Source organism: Gordonia sp. DT219 (genome assembly GCF_049847065.1).
Classification (GTDB): domain Bacteria; phylum Actinomycetota; class Actinomycetes; order Mycobacteriales; family Mycobacteriaceae; genus Gordonia.
This window is the reverse complement of sequence record NZ_JBNCNR010000012.1, coordinates 63,854-83,152: the sequence shown is the minus strand read 5'-3', so window position 1 is coordinate 83,152 and position 19,299 is coordinate 63,854. Positions and strand designations below refer to the sequence as shown.

Genomic DNA, 19,299 nt, shown 5'->3' with positions numbered 1-19,299 from the left:
CGTCCACGGTACGCGGCCGGTGCCATGGCCGTGTCGGCACCATTATGTCGTCGTGTCGGCACCATCATGTCGTCGTGTCGGCACCATTATGATGCGGCTGTGACGTCGAACACGCGGCCGCAGCCGCGTCAGATCATCGATCTCAACGCCGACCTCGGTGAGGGGGTCGGCGACGACGAGGCGATGCTCGAGATAGTCACGAGTGCGAACGTCGCATGCGGGTTCCATGCGGGTACGCCCGTCGAGCTCCTCGCGACGTGCCGGGCCGCGGCGGCGTCGGGGGTGCGGATCGGCGCCCAGGTCTCCTACCCGGATCGCGCGGGCTTCGGACGCCGATTCATGGACATCGCCCCCGCCGACCTCACCGCAGACGTCCTCTATCAGATCGGCGGTCTGACGGCGATCGCCCGATCCGTCGGTGCGACGGTCGACTACGTCAAACCCCATGGCGCGCTATATAACTCGATCGTCCACCACGAGGCGCAGGCCGACGCGGTGATCGCCGCGCTGCGCGAGCTCGGCGGCGACCTGCCACTCATGGGCCTGGCCGGATCGCCGGTACTACAGCGCGCATCGGCGGCCGGACTGCCGGTGATCGCCGAGGCCTTCGCCGACCGGGCCTACACGCCGACGGGCACCCTGGTCTCGCGGTCGCAGGCGGGTGCCGTACTCGGCGACAGCCGTGAGATCGCCGATCGTGTGGAGCGAATGGTCTCCGACGGCACCGTGGTGGCCATCGACGGCACCGTGGTCTTCGTCGACGCCGAATCGATCTGCCTGCACGGCGACACCCCCGGCGCGGTTCGTCACGCCCGACAAGTGCGAGAAGCCTTGGGCCGGGCGGGGATTGCGATCTCCCCGGGTCGGTAGACGTCGCTCTCGAATTCCGGGAGCGATGTCCACCGATCCATGGGCCCCAACCACAGCGGCACGTCGAGGCTCCCTCGGCTACGGTTGGTGCCGTGGTCTTCCAGCGACGGCACCGCAGTACCCTCACCGGCACGCTCGCCATGGCGGTCGTGCTGGCCGCGTCGGTCGTCGCGGTGACCGTGGCGGTTCTCGGCGACCCCGATGCCGACCCGTCCACCACCTCACCGTCCGCGCCGGCCCAGGCGATCCCCGTCGGCACGTCGTTCACGTCGACGTCGGTCACCGGTGTGCCGATTCCCGGCTCAGGTCCGTTGACGATCGCCTTTCCGGAGCCCGGGCGCATCTCCGCGACCGCCGGATGCAATCGGCACATGGGTTCCGCCGTCCTGCAGAGCAGCGCCACCGGCAACATCCTGGTCATCGGCACACTTGCATCGACGATGATGGCCTGTCTGCCACCGCACGACGGCGCCGATGCCTGGCTGCGCCGGCTCACCGAACGCCCGCTGACGTGGCACCGCGAGGGCTCGTCGGTGACCCTGTCCAACCCCGAGACGACGGTCGTCCTCACCGAGGACCGCCGGTAACCGAGTACCAGTCGAGACAGGACCGACCATGCCTGATGTCACCCCCGCCATCGTCACCGTGACCGGCGCCGCCGGCAGCATCGGTTACGCCAGCCTGTTCCGGATCGCCGCCGGCGCGATGCTCGGCTCCGACCGCCCGGTGCGTCTGCGACTGCTCGAACTCCCCGGAGCCGTGCACGCCGCCGAAGGAACGGCGATGGAACTCGAGGACGGCGCGTTCGGGCTCCTGCGGTCGATCGACATCTTCGACGATGCGCGCACTGCTTTCGACGGCGCGCAGTTCGGCCTGCTCATCGGGTCCCGGCCACGTACCAAGGGAATGGAGCGAGCCGATCTGCTCGCCGCCAACTCGGTCATTTTCGCCGATCAGGGACGGATCATCAATGGTGTCGCGGCGCAGGATATTCGCGTCATCGTGGTCGGAAACCCGGCCAACACCAACGCGGCGGTCGCCGCCGCCAACGCGCCCGATGTGCCGGGCGACCGATTCACCGCACTGACCCGGTTGGACCACAATCGCGCCATCGCCCAGCTCGCTCGCCGCACCGGCGCCGCGGTCAGCCAGATCAGTCGGGTATCGGTGTGGGGCAACCACTCTGCCACCCAGTACCCCGACATCTTCCACGCCCGGGTCGGTGAGACCCCCGGCGCCGAGATCGCCGCCGACCAACAGTGGCTGACCGACGACTTCATCCCCACTGTCGCGCGGCGCGGGACCGCGATCATCGAGGCCCGTGGCGCCTCGTCGGCCGCGTCGGCGGCCAACGCCACCATCGACCACGTCCGGGATTGGGTGCTGGGTACTCCTGCCGACGATTGGACCTCGGTGGCGCTGCCGTCCACCGGCGCCTACGGAATTCGTCCGGGCCTCGTGAGTTCGGTACCGGCACGCTCGGTGGACGGCCGATGGCAGGTCGTCGAGGGACTCGAGATCAACGCATTCTCCCGGGCACGTATCGAGAATTCCGTCGCCGAACTCGAATCCGAACTCGACGCGGTCGCCAAACTCTCGCCGGCCTGAACACCACCCGCGCGTTGCTGGGCTTAAGCTTGCCCGCATGGCAAAGAAGGGCAAGGCGGGCAAGGTCAAGATCACGAACAAGGTCTACGAGGCCGAGCTGTTCCGGCTGCAGACCGAGCTCGTGAAACTTCAGGAGTGGGTACGTGAGTCCGGTGCCCGGGTCGTCGTCATCTTCGAGGGCCGGGACGCCGCCGGCAAGGGCGGCACCATCAAGCGGATCACCGAGTACCTGAGCCCGCGTGTTGCCCGCGTCGCGGCCCTGCCCGCCCCGACCGATCGGGAACGGGGACAGTGGTATTACCAGCGTTACGTCGCGCATCTTCCGGCGCCAGGCGAGATCGTGCTCTTCGACCGGTCCTGGTACAACCGTGCCGGAGTCGAGAAGGTGATGGGATTCTGCACACCTGAGGAGCACACCCGATTCCTGCGCCAGACACCGATTTTCGAACAGATGTTGGTCGACGACGGAATCCTGTTGCGCAAGTACTGGTTCTCGGTGTCCGACGATGAACAGCTCCGGCGATTCCGGGGGCGCATGAACGACCCGGTACGGCAATGGAAGCTGAGCCCGATGGACCTCGAATCGGTGTACCGGTGGGAGGACTACTCGCGCGCCAAGGACGAGATGATGGTGCACACCGACACCTCGGTGTGCCCGTGGAACGTCGTCGAGTCCGACATCAAAAAACATGCCCGGCTCAACATGATCTCGCATCTGCTCTCGACCATCGACTACCGTGAGGTCCCGCGTCCCAAGGTCGATCTACCCAAACATCCGATCGACACCGGCAACTACCACCGACCCCCGAGATCGCTGTCGAAATATGTACCCGATCACGTGGGAACTCTGCTCGCCACGTCGGATTGATACCGGCCCTGACGGAACCGCCGAAATCTCACGTAGGATCGCACCCGATGTGGATCGGTTTCGCAGAGTTCGACTATCTGCTCGGTGACGTTCATTCCCTCAAACAGAAGCGGTCGGTGATCCGGCCGATCATCGCCGAGATGAAGACACGCTTCGCGGTTGCGGTCGCCGAGGTCGACCACCGTGAGGTGCATCGGCGCACCGCAATCGGCGTTTCGGTGGTCTCGGCGGACCGCGCACATGCCGTCGAGGTCCTCGAGGCCGTCGAACGTTACGCGGCCTCGCGGCCCGAGGTGGATTTGCTGTCCGTTCGGACGCGGGTACTGCGATCCGACGACGTGCAATGACCAACCCTTCGGCGCAGGCAGTCCGGGCCGATCAGGCTTCGATGACGCCGGCGGCGATCGCCGCCTCACGGTAGGCGACGGCGAGCGTGTCGACGGTCTCGTGGGCGTTGAGTCCACTCGGATTGGGCACCACCCACAGCTGCGCGCCCGACCAGTCCACCGGGTCCGCCTGCTTTCCCGTCTCGGCTCTGCGTTGGCCGAAAGCGGTGCGGTAGGCAGTGATTCCGAGAATCGCGACCACGCGTGGCGCCACTCGCCGTACGGTCTCGCGTAGGCGCTGCCCACCCGAACGCAATTCGGCCGGCGTCAGTTCGGCGGCCGTGGCGCTCGCCCGCGACACCACATTGGTGATGCCGATTCCGGAATCGATGAGTGCGTCACGATCGGCCTGCCGCATCCCGGCCGATGCGTCGATGAGGTGGTGGGTGATACCTGCCCGGTACAGCGCCGGATAAAAGCGGTTGCCCCGCCGTGCGAAATGCGCGCCCGTGGCCGCGCTCCACAGTCCGGGGTTGATCCCGACGAACATAAGCCGGCACCCCGGGCCGATCAGATCACGGACCTCGGCATTGCGATAGGACAACAACTCGTCACGGGTGAAACCCACGGGCCCAGCTCGGTCCGTCGCTCACTGGCCGGCGGCGACGCAGAACTGGTTGCCATCCGGGTCGGCCAACGTGACCCAGGCGAATCCGCCCATCTCGTACTCACCCACACGGGTCGCACCCGCATCCACCAGACGCCGCGCTGCGGCGCCACGGTCGTCGCTCGTGAGGTCCAGGTGGACCCGATTCTTCCCGCGCGTCGGATCGTTCACCTTCTGGAATCCCAGCGCGGGACGTCCGTCACCGAGGGACACCATCACGAAGTATCCGTCGTTCTCCGCCACGACGGTTCCGTTCATCTGCTCGGCCCACCACCTGCCGAGGCGAACCGGATCGTCCGAATCAAAGGTGATCATCCCGATGGCGAGGCTCATCAGACGACCGTAACCGACATTTGCGCGCAGGCGCATCGGTCCGGTTGACCTGGCCGACCCATCATGAGTGGATGTCGTACGTGGACTCCCCTGATCGAGACTCGCCCGACCCCGACTCCCCCGATCGCGACGCCGCCGACACCGTTCTCGTCGTCGACGCGGCGAACGTCGTCGGCTCGGTACCGGACGGCTGGTGGCGAGACCGCCGGGGCGCAACCGAACGGCTGCGCGACCGCCTCGCACCGCTGGCAACCACGGGGCTACCGGGTCTGTCGGCACCGCTTCGGGTCGTGCTGGTCTGCGAGGGCAGAGCACGCGGGGTCACGTCGATCGTGCCGGTCAGCATCGTCGACGCACCCGGTTCCGGCGACGACACCATCGTCGACGTGGTCACCCGATACCGCTTCCGTCACGTGGTCGTGGTGACTGCTGACCGCGAATTACGTAGGCGGGTCAAAGATTTGGGTGCCGATACTCTGGGCCCGAGCGCGTTGCCACCGACGATTACGGCCAATTGAACCTCCGGCATGGTTAGAGTGAAGAAGAGAGCCCCACGGACGACCGGGAAAGGACGACCATGGCCACCTTCACACTCCCGACCATCGACACCCTCGAAGAGCTCGGAACGCCGCGCGAAAACGCGATCACGATCTACGCCGAGACCTCGCCTGCGCCCGATGCACGCGAGAGCAGCTATCTGAACGCCAAGAGCGCCTTCGACAACGCGATCCGCACCCTGCGGGATGCAGGGATCCGCCATGCTGTCGAAGAATCGTTGCGTGCCCAGTGGGAGAAGGTCCGTCTCGATGAGGCGTGGGTGCGGCTGTCGCGGTCGCTGGCGATCTTTCTGACGCCCGACCAGGTCAACATCTACGTCCTGCCCAACCGCTTGGAGAATCAGCTGCAGGTCGGGTCGTACTTCGATCTCGGGCAGATCGTGCGCGCGGTGACCGCCACCCAGTCCGCGTTCGCGCTCACCCTGTCGGCCAACGGCTGGAACCTGTGGGAGGCCACGGCCACCACGGTGGCGACCGAGTTGGAGCTGTCCGGTGACCACGCCACCGACGTCGCCGACGCGACCAATCGCGCCACCGTCCGGGACCGGGGCCACGTACGCAGGCTGGTCGGTGACGAGGGCAAAAAGGTCCTCCTGGAGCGCTACGCCAAACGTGTCGCCGAAGCGGTGAAAGCCGAACTGACACCACGAGACCCGAACGGACAGCGGCCATTGTTCCTGTTCGCCACCGATCCCCTACTCGACCTGTACCGCAACGCCGAGACCGGCCGGCGGGTCGTTACCGTACCGGGCGCGCCCGACGAACTACGCGCCGACCAGATCGATGCCGCGATTCGCGCCGAGATGCCTGCCCTCAACGCCGAGCGGAACAATGCAACCCTGACCCGTATCGCCGACGGGGTCTCGTCGGGGTTGGTCGCGACCGATCTGGGCGACATCAGCCGCGCGGCCTCCGCCGGCGCGGTGGCGACGTTGCTCTACGACTTCACCGTGGATGTGCTGGGCACCATCGATCCGCAGACCGGTGCCATCACCTTCGACGACGCCGGGCACGATCTGCTGTCGTCGATAGTGGTGACCGTCCTCGACCGTGGCGGCGATGTGATCCCGGTTCGCGACGCGGAGATCTCCAATCCATTGTGGAATGGGACCGCCGTGGCCGGACTGCGATTCCCACTCACCCCGGCTTCCCGGTGAGTTGACCCCCGAATCGACACGCTCGTCCGAATTGAGGAGACTCCGTGGCCCCTACCGTCGCCGAAGAACTCGTCGAAACGATCAAGGGCGCGGGCACCAAGCGCGTCTACGGGATTCCTGGTGACTCACTGAACGGCTTCACCGACGCGTTGCGGCGCGACGGATCGCTGCGGTGGGTGCACGTGCGGCATGAGGAGGGGGCGGCGTTCGCCGCGGCCGCCGACGCCGCACTCACCGGCGAGTTGGCGGTGTGCGCGGGCAGTTGCGGGCCCGGCAACCTGCATCTGATCAACGGACTCTACGACGCCCACCGGTCACGGGTGCCGGTCCTCGCGATCGCAGCGCACATCCCCGCAGCCGAGATCGGCAGCGGTTACTTTCAGGAAACCCACCCGGATCGCCTGTTCAACGAATGCAGTTCATTCTGCGAAATGGTCTCCACCCCCGAGCAACTCCCTCGCCTGCTCGATATCGCCATGCGCACCGCGGTAGAGCAGCGCGGGGTGTCGGTGCTCATCATTCCCGGTGAGATCTTCCTCGCCAAGACCGCGCGACGGAAGGTTCGCACGCCGATCCGGGCCATCCCGAAGGTGGTCCGGCCCACCGACGACGAATTGCACCGGGTGGCAGAGCAACTAAACCGTTCCGAGCGGGTGACCATACTCGCCGGCGCGGGCTGCGACGGCGCCCATGACGAGGTCGTCGACTTCGCCCGGGCGCTGCAAGCCCCGGTGGTGCATGCGTTGCGCGGCAAGGAATTCCTCGAATACGACAATCCGTTCGATGTCGGGATGACCGGGCTGCTGGGATTCTCGTCGGGCTACCGGGCGATCGAGAAGTGCGACACCCTGGTGATGCTCGGGACCGATTTTCCGTATCAGCAGTTCTTTCCCTCCGAGGCGACGATCATCCAGCTCGATATCCGGGGCGAGCAGATCGGTCGCCGTACCCGGGTCGACATCGGCGTGATCGGCAGCGTGACCGATACGTTGCCACTTCTCACCCCGGCCATCCGCGGCCCTCGGCGCTCCGACCACCTTCGCGCCACACTCGATCACTACGCGAAGGCACGTTCATCGCTGGACGATCTCGCGGTCGACGACGGCAAGACCCCGATCCATCCGCAGTACCTGACCAAGCTGCTGAGTCAGTATGCATCCGCCGACGCGGTATTCATCCCCGACGTCGGGTCACCGGTGGTGTGGGCGGCTCGTTATCTGGAGATGAACGGCGCACGGCGACTGATCGGCTCCTTCTCACACGGTTCGATGGCCAACGCACTGTCGCACGGGGTCGGTGCGCAGGCAGCGTTCCCCGACCGCCAGGTGATCGCCCTCGCCGGCGACGGCGGACTCGCGATGCTCTTCGGTGAACTGATGACGCTGACGCAGAACCGCCTTCCGGTCAAGATCGTCGTCTTCAACAACTCCTCGCTCAATTTCGTCGAGTTGGAGATGAAAGCGGCCGGCTTCGTCACTTTCGGGACCGATCTGAAGAATCCCGACTTCGCTGCGGTGGCAAATGCATTGGGAATCCACGGCCGTCGTGTCGAGCGGCCCGGTGAGCTGGATCAGGCGGTCCGCGAATTCCTCGCTCATGACGGTCCGGCGATTCTCGACGTGATCACCGCTCGCCAGGAATTGTCGATCCCGCCGACCGTCAGTGCCGCGCAGGCCAAGGGATTCACGCTGTATGCGATCCGCACCGTGTTGTCCGGCCGCGGTGACGAACTGCTCGATCTGGCCGAGACTAACGTGTTCCGGCGCCTGTTCGACTCGACGACCGGCGACGACTGAACGTCCGCTCGGCTTCCCGCCGCCCGCCCCATCGGAGTGTGCGGCACTCTCAGTGCGGCACCTTCGACAGGTCGGACCGAAGCAGCATGACGTTGTAGTCACTCCATCGGGAAGCGTTGAAATACAAGTCTTTTCCGGTGCCCAAAATGGCCGGCGAGTGCGGCTCGATCATCGGGCCGTACAGCACCAGCGCCACCGGCGGCACCAGATACGTCGGAGCGCTCCACGGCCCCTCCGGCCGATCCGCGGTACGGGCACGAATTCCGTTGTCCCCGTCGAGCATCAGGTATTTGTTCAGATAGGGACTCCAGGCCACCGATGCCTCGGTGACCGGCGCGGCAACGATTTGTGCCGTTGGACCGTCCGGGATGGCGCCGATGTCCCGCTGCCAGCCGTGCGAGGCACCCGTCCAGTATTCGTAGGCGCCGAGATTCCGGATGTCCGCGGGTCTGAATCTGGCGAGGAACGCTGCGCCGAAGCGCCCGTTGGGTGTTCCGAGTTGGTAGACGTAGCCACCCTCGGCGCCATGTCCGCGGAAGTAGGCGTTCTGTTGGAACTTGCCATTGTTGTAGGTGACGGCGCGGAGCGCGCCGGGCAGCGCCACGGTCACCGGCGCATTGACGAGGATCGTGTCGGGGTCGGTCGTCCACGTCTGCCCGTTGTCGTGGGAGTAGACGACCGCCGAGAAGTTGGTGACCCAGTGCCCGGGGTCGCCCCACGACCGAACCGACATGTAGTTCATGTACTGGGTGTGACCGCCGCCGGGGTTCGGCAGCGAGATCGCAGCGGTGGGGATGGTGGTGACCTCGACCTGACTCACCCCGATCGCCGGGATCAGTTGCCGGGCGAGGCGGGGCGCGTCGGCGCTCACGACACTTCCCGAGTTTCGGTCCCCGGGAATCGCATTCGATACGGAGATGCCGTCGGCGAGGTCGGTGTCGTTCGACCGAAGCAGCACGTTGTGCCGCCACTGCTGACCGGAGACCGCGCAGTTTCCGAAGGTGTCGCCGAACGCCATCAAGGTCTGACCGGAGCCGTTGTCCCAGCTGATGCCGAGGTCGGTGCCGGAGACCCCAAAACGGGACAAGGTCCGGTTGGGACTCTTGGGCCCGGTGACCCATGCGACCGTCCGCGTGCTCGGCCCCTGGTAGCCCGGCAGCTCCCCTTGAGGTCCGGTGCCGGGACGGCGTGAACTGCCCGACACGCTGCCGGTCGCGCCACTGGAGCCCAGCGATCCGGTCGAGCCGAGCGATCCCGTCGACCCGGTGCCACTGTTCCCGCAGGGCGCTGCGGACGCGTCACCGGTCGCGACGAGCGTGCCCCCGATCGCCGCTGTCGACACAGCGAGCGCGACAAGCAGCGTTCGGGCACGTCCGAGCGAGCCAGGTTTCATCGCTGTCGCATCTCCCATGCTCGGCCACATGGCCGAACCGGCCCACATTTGTGACAGAAGTTTCTGGTGTTACTACAGAGACAATCTCATCGCCGGGTCGGCAACGGAACCCATAACCCGATCACGAATCCGTCTCGAGTTGACGTCCGCAACGAGACCAGCCGTCGCGTGTCACTGCGCGCGGGAGAACTCCGATGCGCGTGCGACCTGATCGGCGGTCAGTACTCGTCCCGTGTACTTCTCGAACTGACCGGCTGCCTGCAGGGCGATCACCTCGGCGCCGGTGATCACTCGCTTCCCGGCAGCCCGGGCGGCGGTGATCAACGGCGTCTGCACCGGGAACGCGACCACGTCGAAGACCACATCGGCGGCTGCGATGGCTGCGTCATCGAAGGCCTGTGTGTCCGCGTCGGCACCGGTCATCCCCAACGGCGTCACGTTGACCAGAATGTCGGCGCCGGCCGTGGGCGCCCCGATGTGGCGATATCCGTATTCGCCGGCCAGCGCCGATCCGGCTTGCTCGTTGCGGGCCGCCACTGTGACATCGGTGAACCCGCCGTTTCGAAACGCTCCGACGACGGCGCGCGCCATCCCACCCGAACCCTGGACCTGTACTGACGCGTCCCGATCGAGATTGTGGGCATCGATGAGCGTCGCGACCGCCTCGACGTCAGTATTCGATGCGGTCAGTCGGCCGCCATCGTTGACGATCGTGTTCACCGAGCCGATGACCGCCGCCGACTCCTCGATGTCGTCGACGAGCGGGATCACCGCCTCCTTGAACGGCATGGACACCGAGCAACCCCGGATGCCCAGCGCCCGCACCCCGCCGATCGCGCCCGTGATGTCGTCGGTGCTGAACGCCTTGTAGATGAAGTTCAGCCCGAGCTCGTCGTACAAGAAGTTGTGGAAGCGGGTCCCGATGTTCGACGGTCGGCCGGCCAACGAGATACACAGCGACATGTCCTTGTTGAGGATTGGCACCCGGCCAGCCTAGCTTCATCAATGCCGTTCGATTTCCTCGACGGGGCCGTCAGCGTCCGAATCCGGCGTCCCGCAATGCCTGGGCCATCGACCCGGTGGCAGCGGGTTCGGCCCGCCTGCCCTTGCCACCCTGACGTCCATCACCCCGACGTCCATCACCGCGTGGTCCATCACCGCGTGGACGGCCGGTCCTGCGATCGTCTCGACGGTCATTCGGCTTGGCCTTGTCGCGCTCCGGTTTTGCCTCCCGCTGATCGCGATCGCCACGGCCGCCGGCCTCGTCGTTCAGGCGCAGCGTCAGTCCGATCCGCTGCCGTTCCACATCCACCTCGACGACCTTCACCCGCACGACCTGTCCCGACCGGACGACTTCGTGCGGATCGGAGACGAAGCGATCGGCCATCGCCGAGACGTGCACCAGCCCATCCTGATGCACCCCGATATCGACGAAGGCGCCGAATGCCGCGACGTTGGTGACGACGCCCTCGAGGACCATCCCGGGCTTCAGGTCGGCCACCTTTTCCACCCCATCGGCGAAGGTGGCGGTGGTGAAGGCCGGCCGGGGATCGCGCCCCGGCTTCTCCAACTCGGCGAGGATGTCGGTGACAGTGGGCACGCCGAATCGCTCGTCGGCGAAGTCGGCCGGCCGCAACGTGCGCAGGGTCCGTTCGTTGCCGATCAATTCCGCGAGCCGCACCCCGGAGCGGTCCAGAATCCGGCGCACCACCGGGTAGGACTCGGGGTGCACCCCCGATCCGTCCAGTGGGTCGTCACCCTCGCGGATGCGCAGGAAGCCCGCGCACTGCTCGAATGCCTTCGGCCCGAGCCGCGGAACATCCAAGAGCGCTTTACGATTACGAAACGCACCGACGGTGTCGCGATGGGTGACGATGGCCTCGGCGAGTGTCGCGGTGATGCCGGAGACCCGGGCGAGCAAGGGCACCGACGCGGTGTTGAGATCGACGCCGACCGCATTCACCGCGTCTTCGACGACCGCGTCGAGACTTCGCGCCAGGGTGCCCGCGGTGACGTCGTGCTGATACTGACCGACGCCGATCGATTTCGGTTCGATCTTCACCAGTTCGGCGAGCGGGTCCTGCAATCGGCGCGCGATAGACACCGCACCGCGCAGAGACACATCGAGATCGGGAAACTCCTGTGAGGCGTACGCCGAGGCCGAGTACACCGACGCACCGGCCTCGCTGACCATCGCCTTGGTCGGGGCCGACGCCCCCGACTTCTTGAGGTCGGCAATGAGTTCGGTTGCCAGCGCGTCGGTTTCGCGAGAGGCGGTGCCGTTGCCGATCGCGATGAGGTCGACTTGATGACGAGCGATCAGCGCACCGAGGGTCGCCTTGGCCCGGTCCCATTGCTTCTGCGGCTGGTGCGGGTAGATCGCGCACGTGTCGAGCACCTTGCCGGTGGGGTCGACGACGGCGACCTTGACCCCCGTCCGGAATCCCGGATCGAGTCCGAGCGTGCTGCGGGGCCCGGCCGGTGCCGCCAGGAGCAGATCCTTGAGGTTGGTCGCGAACACGCCGACGGCATCGGCCTCGGCGTGCTGGCGCAGTCGGACCCGCGCGTCGACGGCCGCCGACACCATCAGCTTGGTTCGCCACGCCCAGCGCACCGTCTGTGCCAGCCACGCCGTACCCGCACCGGGATGCGAGAGGTCGACGGCGAGCGTGGCCGCGATCATCGCCTGATACTCCGCGTCGTCGCCGGCGTCGAAGTCGAGGGACAGCACGTCTTCTTTCTCACCACGTAAGGCAGCGAGCACCCGATGCGATGGCATCTTCGCCAACGGTTCGGAGTAGTCGAAGTAGTCCCGGAACTTTTGCCCGGCAGGAGTTTTCGCGGTCTCCGCCGAGCGCGGCGTCGTCCGCAGAGCACCCTGCGTCCACAGCTTTTCGCGCACGGCACCGACGAGTTCGGCGTCTTCGGCAGCACGTTCGACAAGGATGTGGCGGGCGCCCTCGAGTGCCGCACCGGCATCGGCGACATCCTCGGTGACGAATTCTGCGGCGAGCTCTTCGGGGATCAACGCGGGGTCCTCGAGCAGTCGCTGCGCCAACGGTTCCAGACCCGCTTCACGGGCGATCTGTGCCTTGGTCCGCCGCTTTGGCTTGTACGGCAGGTAGATGTCCTCCACCCGCGCCTTGGTGTCCGCGGCGATCAGTGCAGCCCGGAGTTCGTCGGTGAGCTTGCCCTGCTCGTCGATCGACGCCAGCACGGCCGCGCGCCGCTCGTCGAGCTCCCGCAGATACCGCAGCCGCTCGTCGAGCAGCCGCAGTTGCGCGTCGTCGAGGCTGCCGGTCGCCTCCTTGCGATAGCGCGCGACAAAGGGGACCGTCGATCCCCCGTCGAGCAGCGCGACGGCTGCGGCGACCTGGTTCTCGCCGACGGCCAACTCCTCGGCCAGGCGCGCGTTGACTGACTTGATTCCCGGTACCGCCGGTGCGCTCGAACTCACCCGGTGCACCCTACCGAAGGGCTCGGACACCGATGGCCGTGGCCACGCGCTTGTCGGACCGGCTGGTCGCGGACGGCAACAAGTCCGTTCTCATGCGATATCGAGGGCCTCGCGGAATTCCTCGGACCGATAGAAGGGCTCCAGCCATCGCCGGATGATCGGCTCGAGCATGCCGCGTTCGTCGAGGCGGGTCATGACCGCCGGACCGAACCGCAGTCCCTCCTCGATCAGGTCGGCGCGGCCGATACCGAGGTCGGCCAACAACTCGACGAGACTCACACCGCCGTATTTGTCGAAGACGTGGTCGATTCCCTCGTCGAGCAGCGCGCGGAAATAGTCGGTGTCGCGGAAGGACTTCCAGAATTCGAAGATCACCACGACGAGGTCCTCGATATCCTCGCCGGTGACCAGTTCGCGAAACCAGCCCACCGAGTCGGCCGAGCGCAGCCGCCACAGGTCGCGAGCGGCATCGAGCAGCACGGCGTCGCCGTCCTCCTTGGCAGCGGCGAGCACATAACCTGCACCCTTGCGCGTCACCAGCGCCAGAGCCGCCGAGACGGCCGGCACCACCGGCATGGACAAACGCGTGATGCCCCGCAGCGCAGACGTGCGCAGTCCCCGGTTATCGGCCGGGGCGCGGCCTTCGGCGACAGCAGCATCGAAGGCATGGGAGACGGCGTCGACACACGCGTCGACGACGGCGGGACTGGTGGCGATCTCGGCGACGATCCGGCGCGCGATACCCGTTTCGGAGACGGCGGTGAACAACGCGTCGACGTGGCGGGAGTCGAGCACCTCCGACATCGCCAGCTCGTCGTTGAGGCGGTGCTGATGCAGGCGTGCGGCGATCTCCCCGACCAACTCGGGAATCGACCCTTCGACCGGCAGCCCGACCGTGTACTTGTGCGCCGTCACCTTGATGAGATCGCGGGTGACGACGTCGTCGAGGCCCAGCCGAGCCGCATCGTCGAGAAATGCGTCGACCTCGTCGACGACGAATTTCCCGTAAGACTGCGGGTCGAGCAGTTCGTGCATGGTGAAAGAAATCTGGGCTGCGAGCAGCCGCTCGGCGAGATCGTCGCTCATCGTCCCAGGGTGTCACATCCGGAGCCGGGGAAATCGGCTCGCTCAGCGGTTGTCACGCGCTCGCGTCGGCCACCGCTACGCAGGCGACCATCCGAGGGCCGGGCCGAGCCGTTGCGCCAGGTCGGTGATGATCTGCCGGTAGTCCTCGTCGGCGAAGGTGAACGGCAACGCGAACGCGACCTCGTCGGCTCGTTGAAATCCCTTGTGCTGATGCAGTATTTCGGCCAGCTCATCGGATGTACCGACGAAGTCCGGCGAGAAGAGCAGGCCCCGCGGGCCCTGCGGGCTCCGTGTCCGCGCGCGCCGGGACTCCGCGTAGGCCCGGTAGCGGTCGCGCTGGTCGGGTGTCGCCGAGTCGGTGGGGATGACCACGAGCCCTTGCGACACCCGCGCCGACGCCGGGTCGGGGTGGTGCGCACGGTAGGCGTCGATGTGTTCGGCCTGGATGCCCGCGAAGTCGCGCGATTGTGCCCCCTCGGTCGTCACCACCGAGGAGGTCAGGTAGTTCAGCCCCTGGCGGCCGGCCCAGATCGCCGAGTCCAGTCCGCCGCCGTACCAGAGCCGACCGGCCAGTCCGGGCGAATGTGGTTGGACGCGCCGGGAGAACGATTCGATGCCCTCCACGCCTTCGAAGTCACTGACGACCTCGCCGCGCAGGCATGACAGCAGCCGCGCGACCCGGTCCTTGGAGAAGTTCTGGATGTCGTGGGTTTCCGGATACAGAGCCGACTTGACGTTCTCGTAGTGCATCGGAGTACCCACGGAGACACCGGGATTGACACGCCCGCCGGACAGGATGTCCACGGTGGCGAGGTCCTCGGCCAGCCGGAGTGGGTTCTCCCAGCCGAGCGGGATGACGGCGGTGCCCAGCGCGATCCGGCTGGTCCGCATCGCCGCCGCGGCCATCACCGCCACCGGCGAGGAGATTCCGTACTGCAGGTGCCGGTTGCGCAACCACACACTGTCGAAGCCCAGATCCTCGGCCCGTTCGATGATGTCGAGTGTCGCGCGGTGCCCGGCGGCCGGATCCGACTCGTCGAAGGACCCGATGGTGAGGAAACCCAGCGAACGCAGGGGACGATCGGCGGGCGGCGCACTGTCGGTCGGCATGGCCATAGTCTGCCGCAGACCCCGACCGGCCCGCGACATCTCGCGGACTCGGGTCCTATGAGAATCTGATGGTTGTGACGTTGTCCCCATTACACGACCCGTCGTGGCACGCCTTCGCCAGCGACAATTACGCGGGTGCCCATCCGGAGGTGTTGAGCGCGGTCGTCGCCGCCAACGACGGCCACCAATCCGCCTACGGCCACGACGTCTACACCGAGCGATTACGGGAGGTGATCCGGGCGCACTTCGGCGAGCGGGCCGAGGTCTTCCCCGTCTTCAACGGCACCGGGGCAAACGTCGTCGCGCTCACGGCCGCCACACCCCGGTCCGGTGCGGTGCTCAGTGTCGCCTCGTCGCATATCAATACTTCCGAAGGGGCTGCACCCGAACAGGTTTCGGGTCTCAAGATCCTCGCTGCGCCGACCGCCGACGGCATGCTGGTGCCCGAGCAGATCATCAACGCGGGCCGGGTGCTGGGTGACGAGCAGCGCGCACAGCCGGCGACGGTGAGCCTGACGCAGTCCACCGAGCTCGGTACCGTCTACTCCCCCACCCACATCGCGGCGTTGTGCGACACCGCCCACGATCTGGGCATGGCCGTACACATCGACGGATCGCGCCTCTGGAATGCCGCGGCCGCGCTCGATCTCCCCTTCCGCGCATTCACCACCGACGTCGGCGTGGATGTCGTGAGCCTGGGTGGCACCAAGATCGGGGCGCTCGGTGCCGAAGCCGTCGTGGTGCTGAATCCGGACCGACTCGCCGGCACCGGATACGTCCGGAAGTCGACGACGCAGCTGCCGAGCAAGATGCGCTTCATCTCCGCACAGCTGCTGGCGCTGTTCGACGGCGATCTGGGTCTGCGGAACGCCTCGCACGCCAATGCGATGACCGCCCGGCTGCGCGCCGCCCTGGAGCCGAGAATCTCCGACGGCTCGCTGCCGGGGCTGGAATTCGTCCACCCCAGTCCGACGAACTCGATCTTCGCGCGCCTACCGGTCGACGTCGCCGACCGGATACGCACGCGCGCACACTTCTACGACTGGGATCGCCCAGGCGGTGCGGCGCACGGGGTGGTGCGGTGGATGACGTCGTGGGACACCGAGGCGGGCGACATCGACCGGTTCGTGGACGTGATCGTCGAGGCTTTCGGCACACGCTGACCTCGCGGGGCTCGTCCGACCTGCGCCGGGGCACACCACAGTGTCCGTCGGCCAGGGCGCGAGAACAGCGCCGACCCGGGCGCGGGCGTAGCATCACCCGCTGCATCCATCCCCGTCTCGTGCCCGGCGAAAGGCCTCATGTCCCGTCCGCATCGGGTCCCGACCGCCCGGTTGGGGCCCGCCGTCGTCGCGACGTGGGCAGTGGGGGCCTTCGCCTATCTGGTCGCGATCACCAACCGGACCTCGATGTCGGCGTTGGGAATCGACACCGCCGCGCATTTCTCCATCGACCCGGCGACACTGTCGCTGTTCGCGGTCATCCAACTCGGCGTCTACGGCGCCGGGCAACTTCCCGTCGGGATGGCCCTGGACCGGTACGGTTCGCGGGTCGTCCTGACCGTCGGCGCGGCGATGATGGCGGTGTCCCAGGTGGTCCTGGCGCTGGCGCCGAGTGTCTGGATCGCGATCGCCGCACGCATCCTGCTCGGTGCCGGCGACGCCGCCGTCTTTCCCTGTGTGCTGCGCATCATCGGGATCCGCTTCCCTCGCCGCATGGCACCGATGATGGTGCAGATCACTGCGGTGATCGGACAACTCGGCCAGATCGTCAGCATCATCGGCGTTCGCCCATCTCGTCCATGTGATCGGATGGCGGCCGGGATTTCTGCTGCTCGCGGCGACCGGCGCGTTGGTGGCCGTGCTCTCGGTGGTGGTCGTCAGCGACGGCACCCCGGCGATGTCATCGCCCGCCACCGGCGACGCGAGTCCGACATTGCTGCGCCGGCTGCGGGAGTCGCTGGCCGAACCAGGGACCCGCCTGGCGTTCTGGACACATTTCGTGACGCCCTTCTCGTCCAACACCTTTGGGGTGCTCTGGGGCTTTCCGTTCCTGGTGGCCGGCGAGGGTCTCCAGGCATCCGGCGCGCAGGCGGTACTGGTGACGACGGTGGTGGTCGGCGTGGTCGCCGGACCCGTCATGGGCGTGGCATCGGTGCGGTTCGCCGCCCACCGGATGCATCTGGTGCTGGGGCTGGTCGCATGTCAGTTCGTCGCCTGGGCCGTGGTGCTGGCCGTCGGTGATGCGCCCACCTGGATGCTCTTTGCCGTCGCGATCGCGATCGGCATCGGAGGTCCGGCCTCCATCGTGGCCTTCGACTTCGTGCGCGAACACAATCCGGCATACCGGTTGAGTACGGCGACCGGGATCGTCAACGCCGGCGGGTTCACCGCCAGCGTCATGGTCATCCTGCCGATCGGCCTCACCCTCAACCTGACGTCCGGTCCGGGTGGGGCATATGACCTCTCGTCGTTCCGGATCGCGATGTGCTGGCAGATCCCGTTCTGGGCGCTGGGTGCGCTCATGGTCGTCCGCGAGCATCGGCGGACCCGCGCACGCACCGACGCCGGCGATCGGCTCTCCGAGGTCACCGTGCGGTCGTTGCCCCGCTGAGCTGTACCGGGTCGGCGACGGGCACGGGGTGGTAGGCATGAAGGTGCAGCTTCACCCACGACGGAAGGGCACCGACCATGGCCATCGCCACCATCGATCCGACCACCGGCGAGACGATCCGGGAATTCGACGCCATGACCGATGCCGAGGTCGATGCCGCACTCGACCGTGCTGTCCGCGCATTCGCCGACCACCGAAAGACGACCTTCGCGCAGCGGGCCACCTGGCTGCGTGCGACCGCGGATCTCCTCGAGGCGGAGGCCGAGACGGTCGCCGCGATGATGACCACGGAGATGGGCAAGACCCTCTCGTCCGCGAAAGCCGAGACGCTCAAGTGCGCCCGCGCATTCCGCTTCTACGCCGAGCACGGCGCGGCGATGCTCGCCGACGAGATCGCCGACGCCGGGGCCGTTGGGGCGAGCAAGGCCTACATGCGCTATCAACCGCTCGGTGTCGTCCTTGCGGTGATGCCGTGGAATTTTCCCCTCTGGCAGGCCGTCCGGTTCATCGCACCGGCGCTGATGGCCGGGAACGTCGGCGTGCTCAAGCACGCGTCCAACGTTCCACAGTGCGCGCTCTACATCTCTGATGTGTTGCGGCGGGCGGGTTTTCCGGAGGGCTGTTTCCAGACCTTGCTGATCCCGTCGGGCATGGTCGAGGCGGTCGTGCGGGACCCGCGGGTGGTTGCCGCGACGCTGACCGGCAGTGAACCGGCGGGCCGCGCGGTCGCCGCCGCCGCGGGTGACGAGGTCAAACGCACCGTCCTCGAACTCGGTGGCAGTGATCCCTTCATCGTCATGCCCAGTGCCGACATCGCCGCGGCTGCGCGGACCGCGGTGACCGCGCGGGTCCAGAACAATGGCCAATCCTGCATCGCGGCAAAACGTTTCATCGTCCACGCGGATGTCTACGACGAGTTCGCCGCGGCGTTCGTCGCCGGGCTGGAGGAGCTCGTCGTCGGCGATCCCACCGATGACGCCACCGATGTCGGCCCGTTGGCCACCGAGCAGGGGCGCGACGATCTGGAGAAGCTCGTCGATGGCGCGGTGGCTGCCGGGGCCACGGTATTGACCGGCGGTAAACGTGTCGATGGTCCGGGCTGGTTCTACCCGCCGACGGCGATCAGCAACATCAGCCCCGACATGGAGCTGTATTCGGCCGAGGCGTTCGGGCCCGTCGCCGCGTTGTACCGCGCCGCGGATATCGACGAGGCGATCGCCATCGCCAACGACACCACGTTCGGGCTCGGTGGCAACGCGTGGACGAACGACCCCGCCGAGCAGGACCGGTTCATCGACGAGATCGAGTCGGGCCAGGTCTTCATCAACGGGATGACCACGTCATATCCCGAACTCGGCTTCGGCGGCGTCAAGCGGTCCGGGTACGGGCGCGAACTGACCGCCCACGGCATTCGCGAATTCTGCAACCTGAAGTCGGTGTGGATCGCCTGACGTTCCA

At 66.9% G+C, this 19,299-nt stretch carries 18 protein-coding genes and 1 pseudogene; 12 read left to right on the top strand and 7 right to left on the bottom strand.

Annotated elements, in window-relative coordinates; genetic code table 11:
- The first annotated feature begins 99 nt into the window (after positions 1-99).
- The 5 genes from ACPXB3_RS15160 (at position 100) to ACPXB3_RS15140 (ending at position 3,693) form a co-directional block, all read left to right on the top strand.
- The gene (locus tag ACPXB3_RS15160; protein WP_425702427.1) at positions 100-870 is read left to right on the top strand and encodes a LamB/YcsF family protein; all 771 of its coding nucleotides are present in this window, start codon (positions 100-102) and stop codon (positions 868-870) included.
- Positions 871-962: 92 nt separating this feature from the next.
- Positions 963-1,457, top strand: coding sequence for an META domain-containing protein (locus ACPXB3_RS15155; protein ID WP_425728226.1), 495 nt, complete (start codon positions 963-965; stop codon positions 1,455-1,457).
- A gap of 28 nt (positions 1,458-1,485) precedes the next feature.
- Positions 1,486-2,478: a malate dehydrogenase gene (locus tag ACPXB3_RS15150; protein ID WP_425702424.1), complete on the top strand. Its 993-nt coding sequence runs from the start codon at positions 1,486-1,488 to the stop codon at positions 2,476-2,478.
- A gap of 37 nt (positions 2,479-2,515) precedes the next feature.
- Positions 2,516-3,346, top strand: coding sequence for a polyphosphate kinase 2 (gene ppk2, locus ACPXB3_RS15145; protein WP_425702423.1), 831 nt, complete (start codon positions 2,516-2,518; stop codon positions 3,344-3,346).
- A 47-nt stretch (positions 3,347-3,393) separates the two neighbouring features.
- Positions 3,394-3,693: a DUF503 domain-containing protein gene (locus ACPXB3_RS15140; RefSeq protein WP_425702422.1), complete on the top strand. Its 300-nt coding sequence runs from the start codon at positions 3,394-3,396 to the stop codon at positions 3,691-3,693.
- A 31-nt stretch (positions 3,694-3,724) separates the two neighbouring features.
- Here the strand turns inward: ACPXB3_RS15140 and ACPXB3_RS15135 are convergent, their stop codons facing one another.
- A complete protein-coding gene (locus ACPXB3_RS15135) occupies positions 3,725-4,300 on the bottom strand; it encodes a mismatch-specific DNA-glycosylase (protein ID WP_425702420.1) in 576 nt (191 codons plus the stop codon).
- 21 nt (positions 4,301-4,321) lie between these two features.
- A complete protein-coding gene (locus ACPXB3_RS15130) occupies positions 4,322-4,672 on the bottom strand; it encodes a VOC family protein (protein WP_425702419.1) in 351 nt (116 codons plus the stop codon).
- A gap of 71 nt (positions 4,673-4,743) precedes the next feature.
- On the opposite strand from ACPXB3_RS15130, the gene ACPXB3_RS15125 reads away from it, so the two are divergent.
- From ACPXB3_RS15125 to poxB, 3 genes are read left to right on the top strand one after another with little or no spacing between them, the layout of a single operon-like run.
- Positions 4,744-5,190 carry a hypothetical protein gene (locus ACPXB3_RS15125; protein WP_425702418.1) on the top strand — a complete coding sequence of 149 codons (447 nt, stop codon included), beginning with the start codon at positions 4,744-4,746 and terminating at the stop codon, positions 5,188-5,190.
- A 59-nt stretch (positions 5,191-5,249) separates the two neighbouring features.
- Positions 5,250-6,386, top strand: a complete 1,137-nt coding sequence (locus ACPXB3_RS15120; RefSeq protein WP_425702417.1) for a hypothetical protein — start codon at positions 5,250-5,252, stop codon at positions 6,384-6,386.
- A 44-nt stretch (positions 6,387-6,430) separates the two neighbouring features.
- Positions 6,431-8,182 carry a ubiquinone-dependent pyruvate dehydrogenase gene (gene poxB, locus ACPXB3_RS15115; protein ID WP_425702415.1) on the top strand — a complete coding sequence of 584 codons (1,752 nt, stop codon included), beginning with the start codon at positions 6,431-6,433 and terminating at the stop codon, positions 8,180-8,182.
- Positions 8,183-8,231: 49 nt separating this feature from the next.
- Here poxB and ACPXB3_RS15110 read toward each other — a convergent pair whose 3' ends face one another.
- From ACPXB3_RS15110 to ACPXB3_RS15090, 5 genes are all read right to left on the bottom strand, one after another.
- Complete coding sequence (locus tag ACPXB3_RS15110) at positions 8,232-9,575, bottom strand: DUF4185 domain-containing protein (RefSeq protein ID WP_425728224.1); 1,344 nt, start codon at positions 9,573-9,575, stop codon at positions 8,232-8,234.
- Positions 9,576-9,746: 171 nt separating this feature from the next.
- Complete coding sequence (locus ACPXB3_RS15105) at positions 9,747-10,559, bottom strand: shikimate 5-dehydrogenase (protein ID WP_425702411.1); 813 nt, start codon at positions 10,557-10,559, stop codon at positions 9,747-9,749.
- Between the two features lie 49 nt (positions 10,560-10,608).
- Positions 10,609-13,002 carry a Tex family protein gene (locus ACPXB3_RS15100; protein ID WP_425728262.1) on the bottom strand — a complete coding sequence of 798 codons (2,394 nt, stop codon included), beginning with the start codon at positions 13,000-13,002 and terminating at the stop codon, positions 10,609-10,611.
- A 120-nt stretch (positions 13,003-13,122) separates the two neighbouring features.
- A complete protein-coding gene (locus ACPXB3_RS15095) occupies positions 13,123-14,118 on the bottom strand; it encodes a hypothetical protein (RefSeq protein ID WP_425728222.1) in 996 nt (331 codons plus the stop codon).
- 75 nt (positions 14,119-14,193) lie between these two features.
- The gene (locus ACPXB3_RS15090) at positions 14,194-15,228 is read right to left on the bottom strand and encodes an LLM class flavin-dependent oxidoreductase (RefSeq protein WP_425728220.1); all 1,035 of its coding nucleotides are present in this window, start codon (positions 15,226-15,228) and stop codon (positions 14,194-14,196) included.
- Between the two features lie 74 nt (positions 15,229-15,302).
- Between ACPXB3_RS15090 and ACPXB3_RS15085 the strand changes: the two genes are divergently transcribed.
- The 4 genes and pseudogenes from ACPXB3_RS15085 (at position 15,303) to ACPXB3_RS15070 (ending at position 19,292) form a co-directional block, all read left to right on the top strand.
- Entirely contained in the window at positions 15,303-16,391 is a 1,089-nt protein-coding gene (locus tag ACPXB3_RS15085; protein ID WP_425728260.1) for a threonine aldolase family protein, read from the top strand.
- 138 nt (positions 16,392-16,529) lie between these two features.
- Positions 16,530-16,943: pseudogene (locus ACPXB3_RS15080) on the top strand (MFS transporter); the annotation flags it as partial.
- Positions 16,944-17,031: 88 nt separating this feature from the next.
- A complete protein-coding gene (locus ACPXB3_RS15075; protein WP_425728268.1) occupies positions 17,032-17,841 on the top strand; it encodes a hypothetical protein in 810 nt (269 codons plus the stop codon).
- 77 nt (positions 17,842-17,918) lie between these two features.
- Positions 17,919-19,292 carry an NADP-dependent succinic semialdehyde dehydrogenase gene (locus ACPXB3_RS15070; protein WP_425728218.1) on the top strand — a complete coding sequence of 458 codons (1,374 nt, stop codon included), beginning with the start codon at positions 17,919-17,921 and terminating at the stop codon, positions 19,290-19,292.
- Positions 19,293-19,299 lie beyond the last annotated feature (7 nt).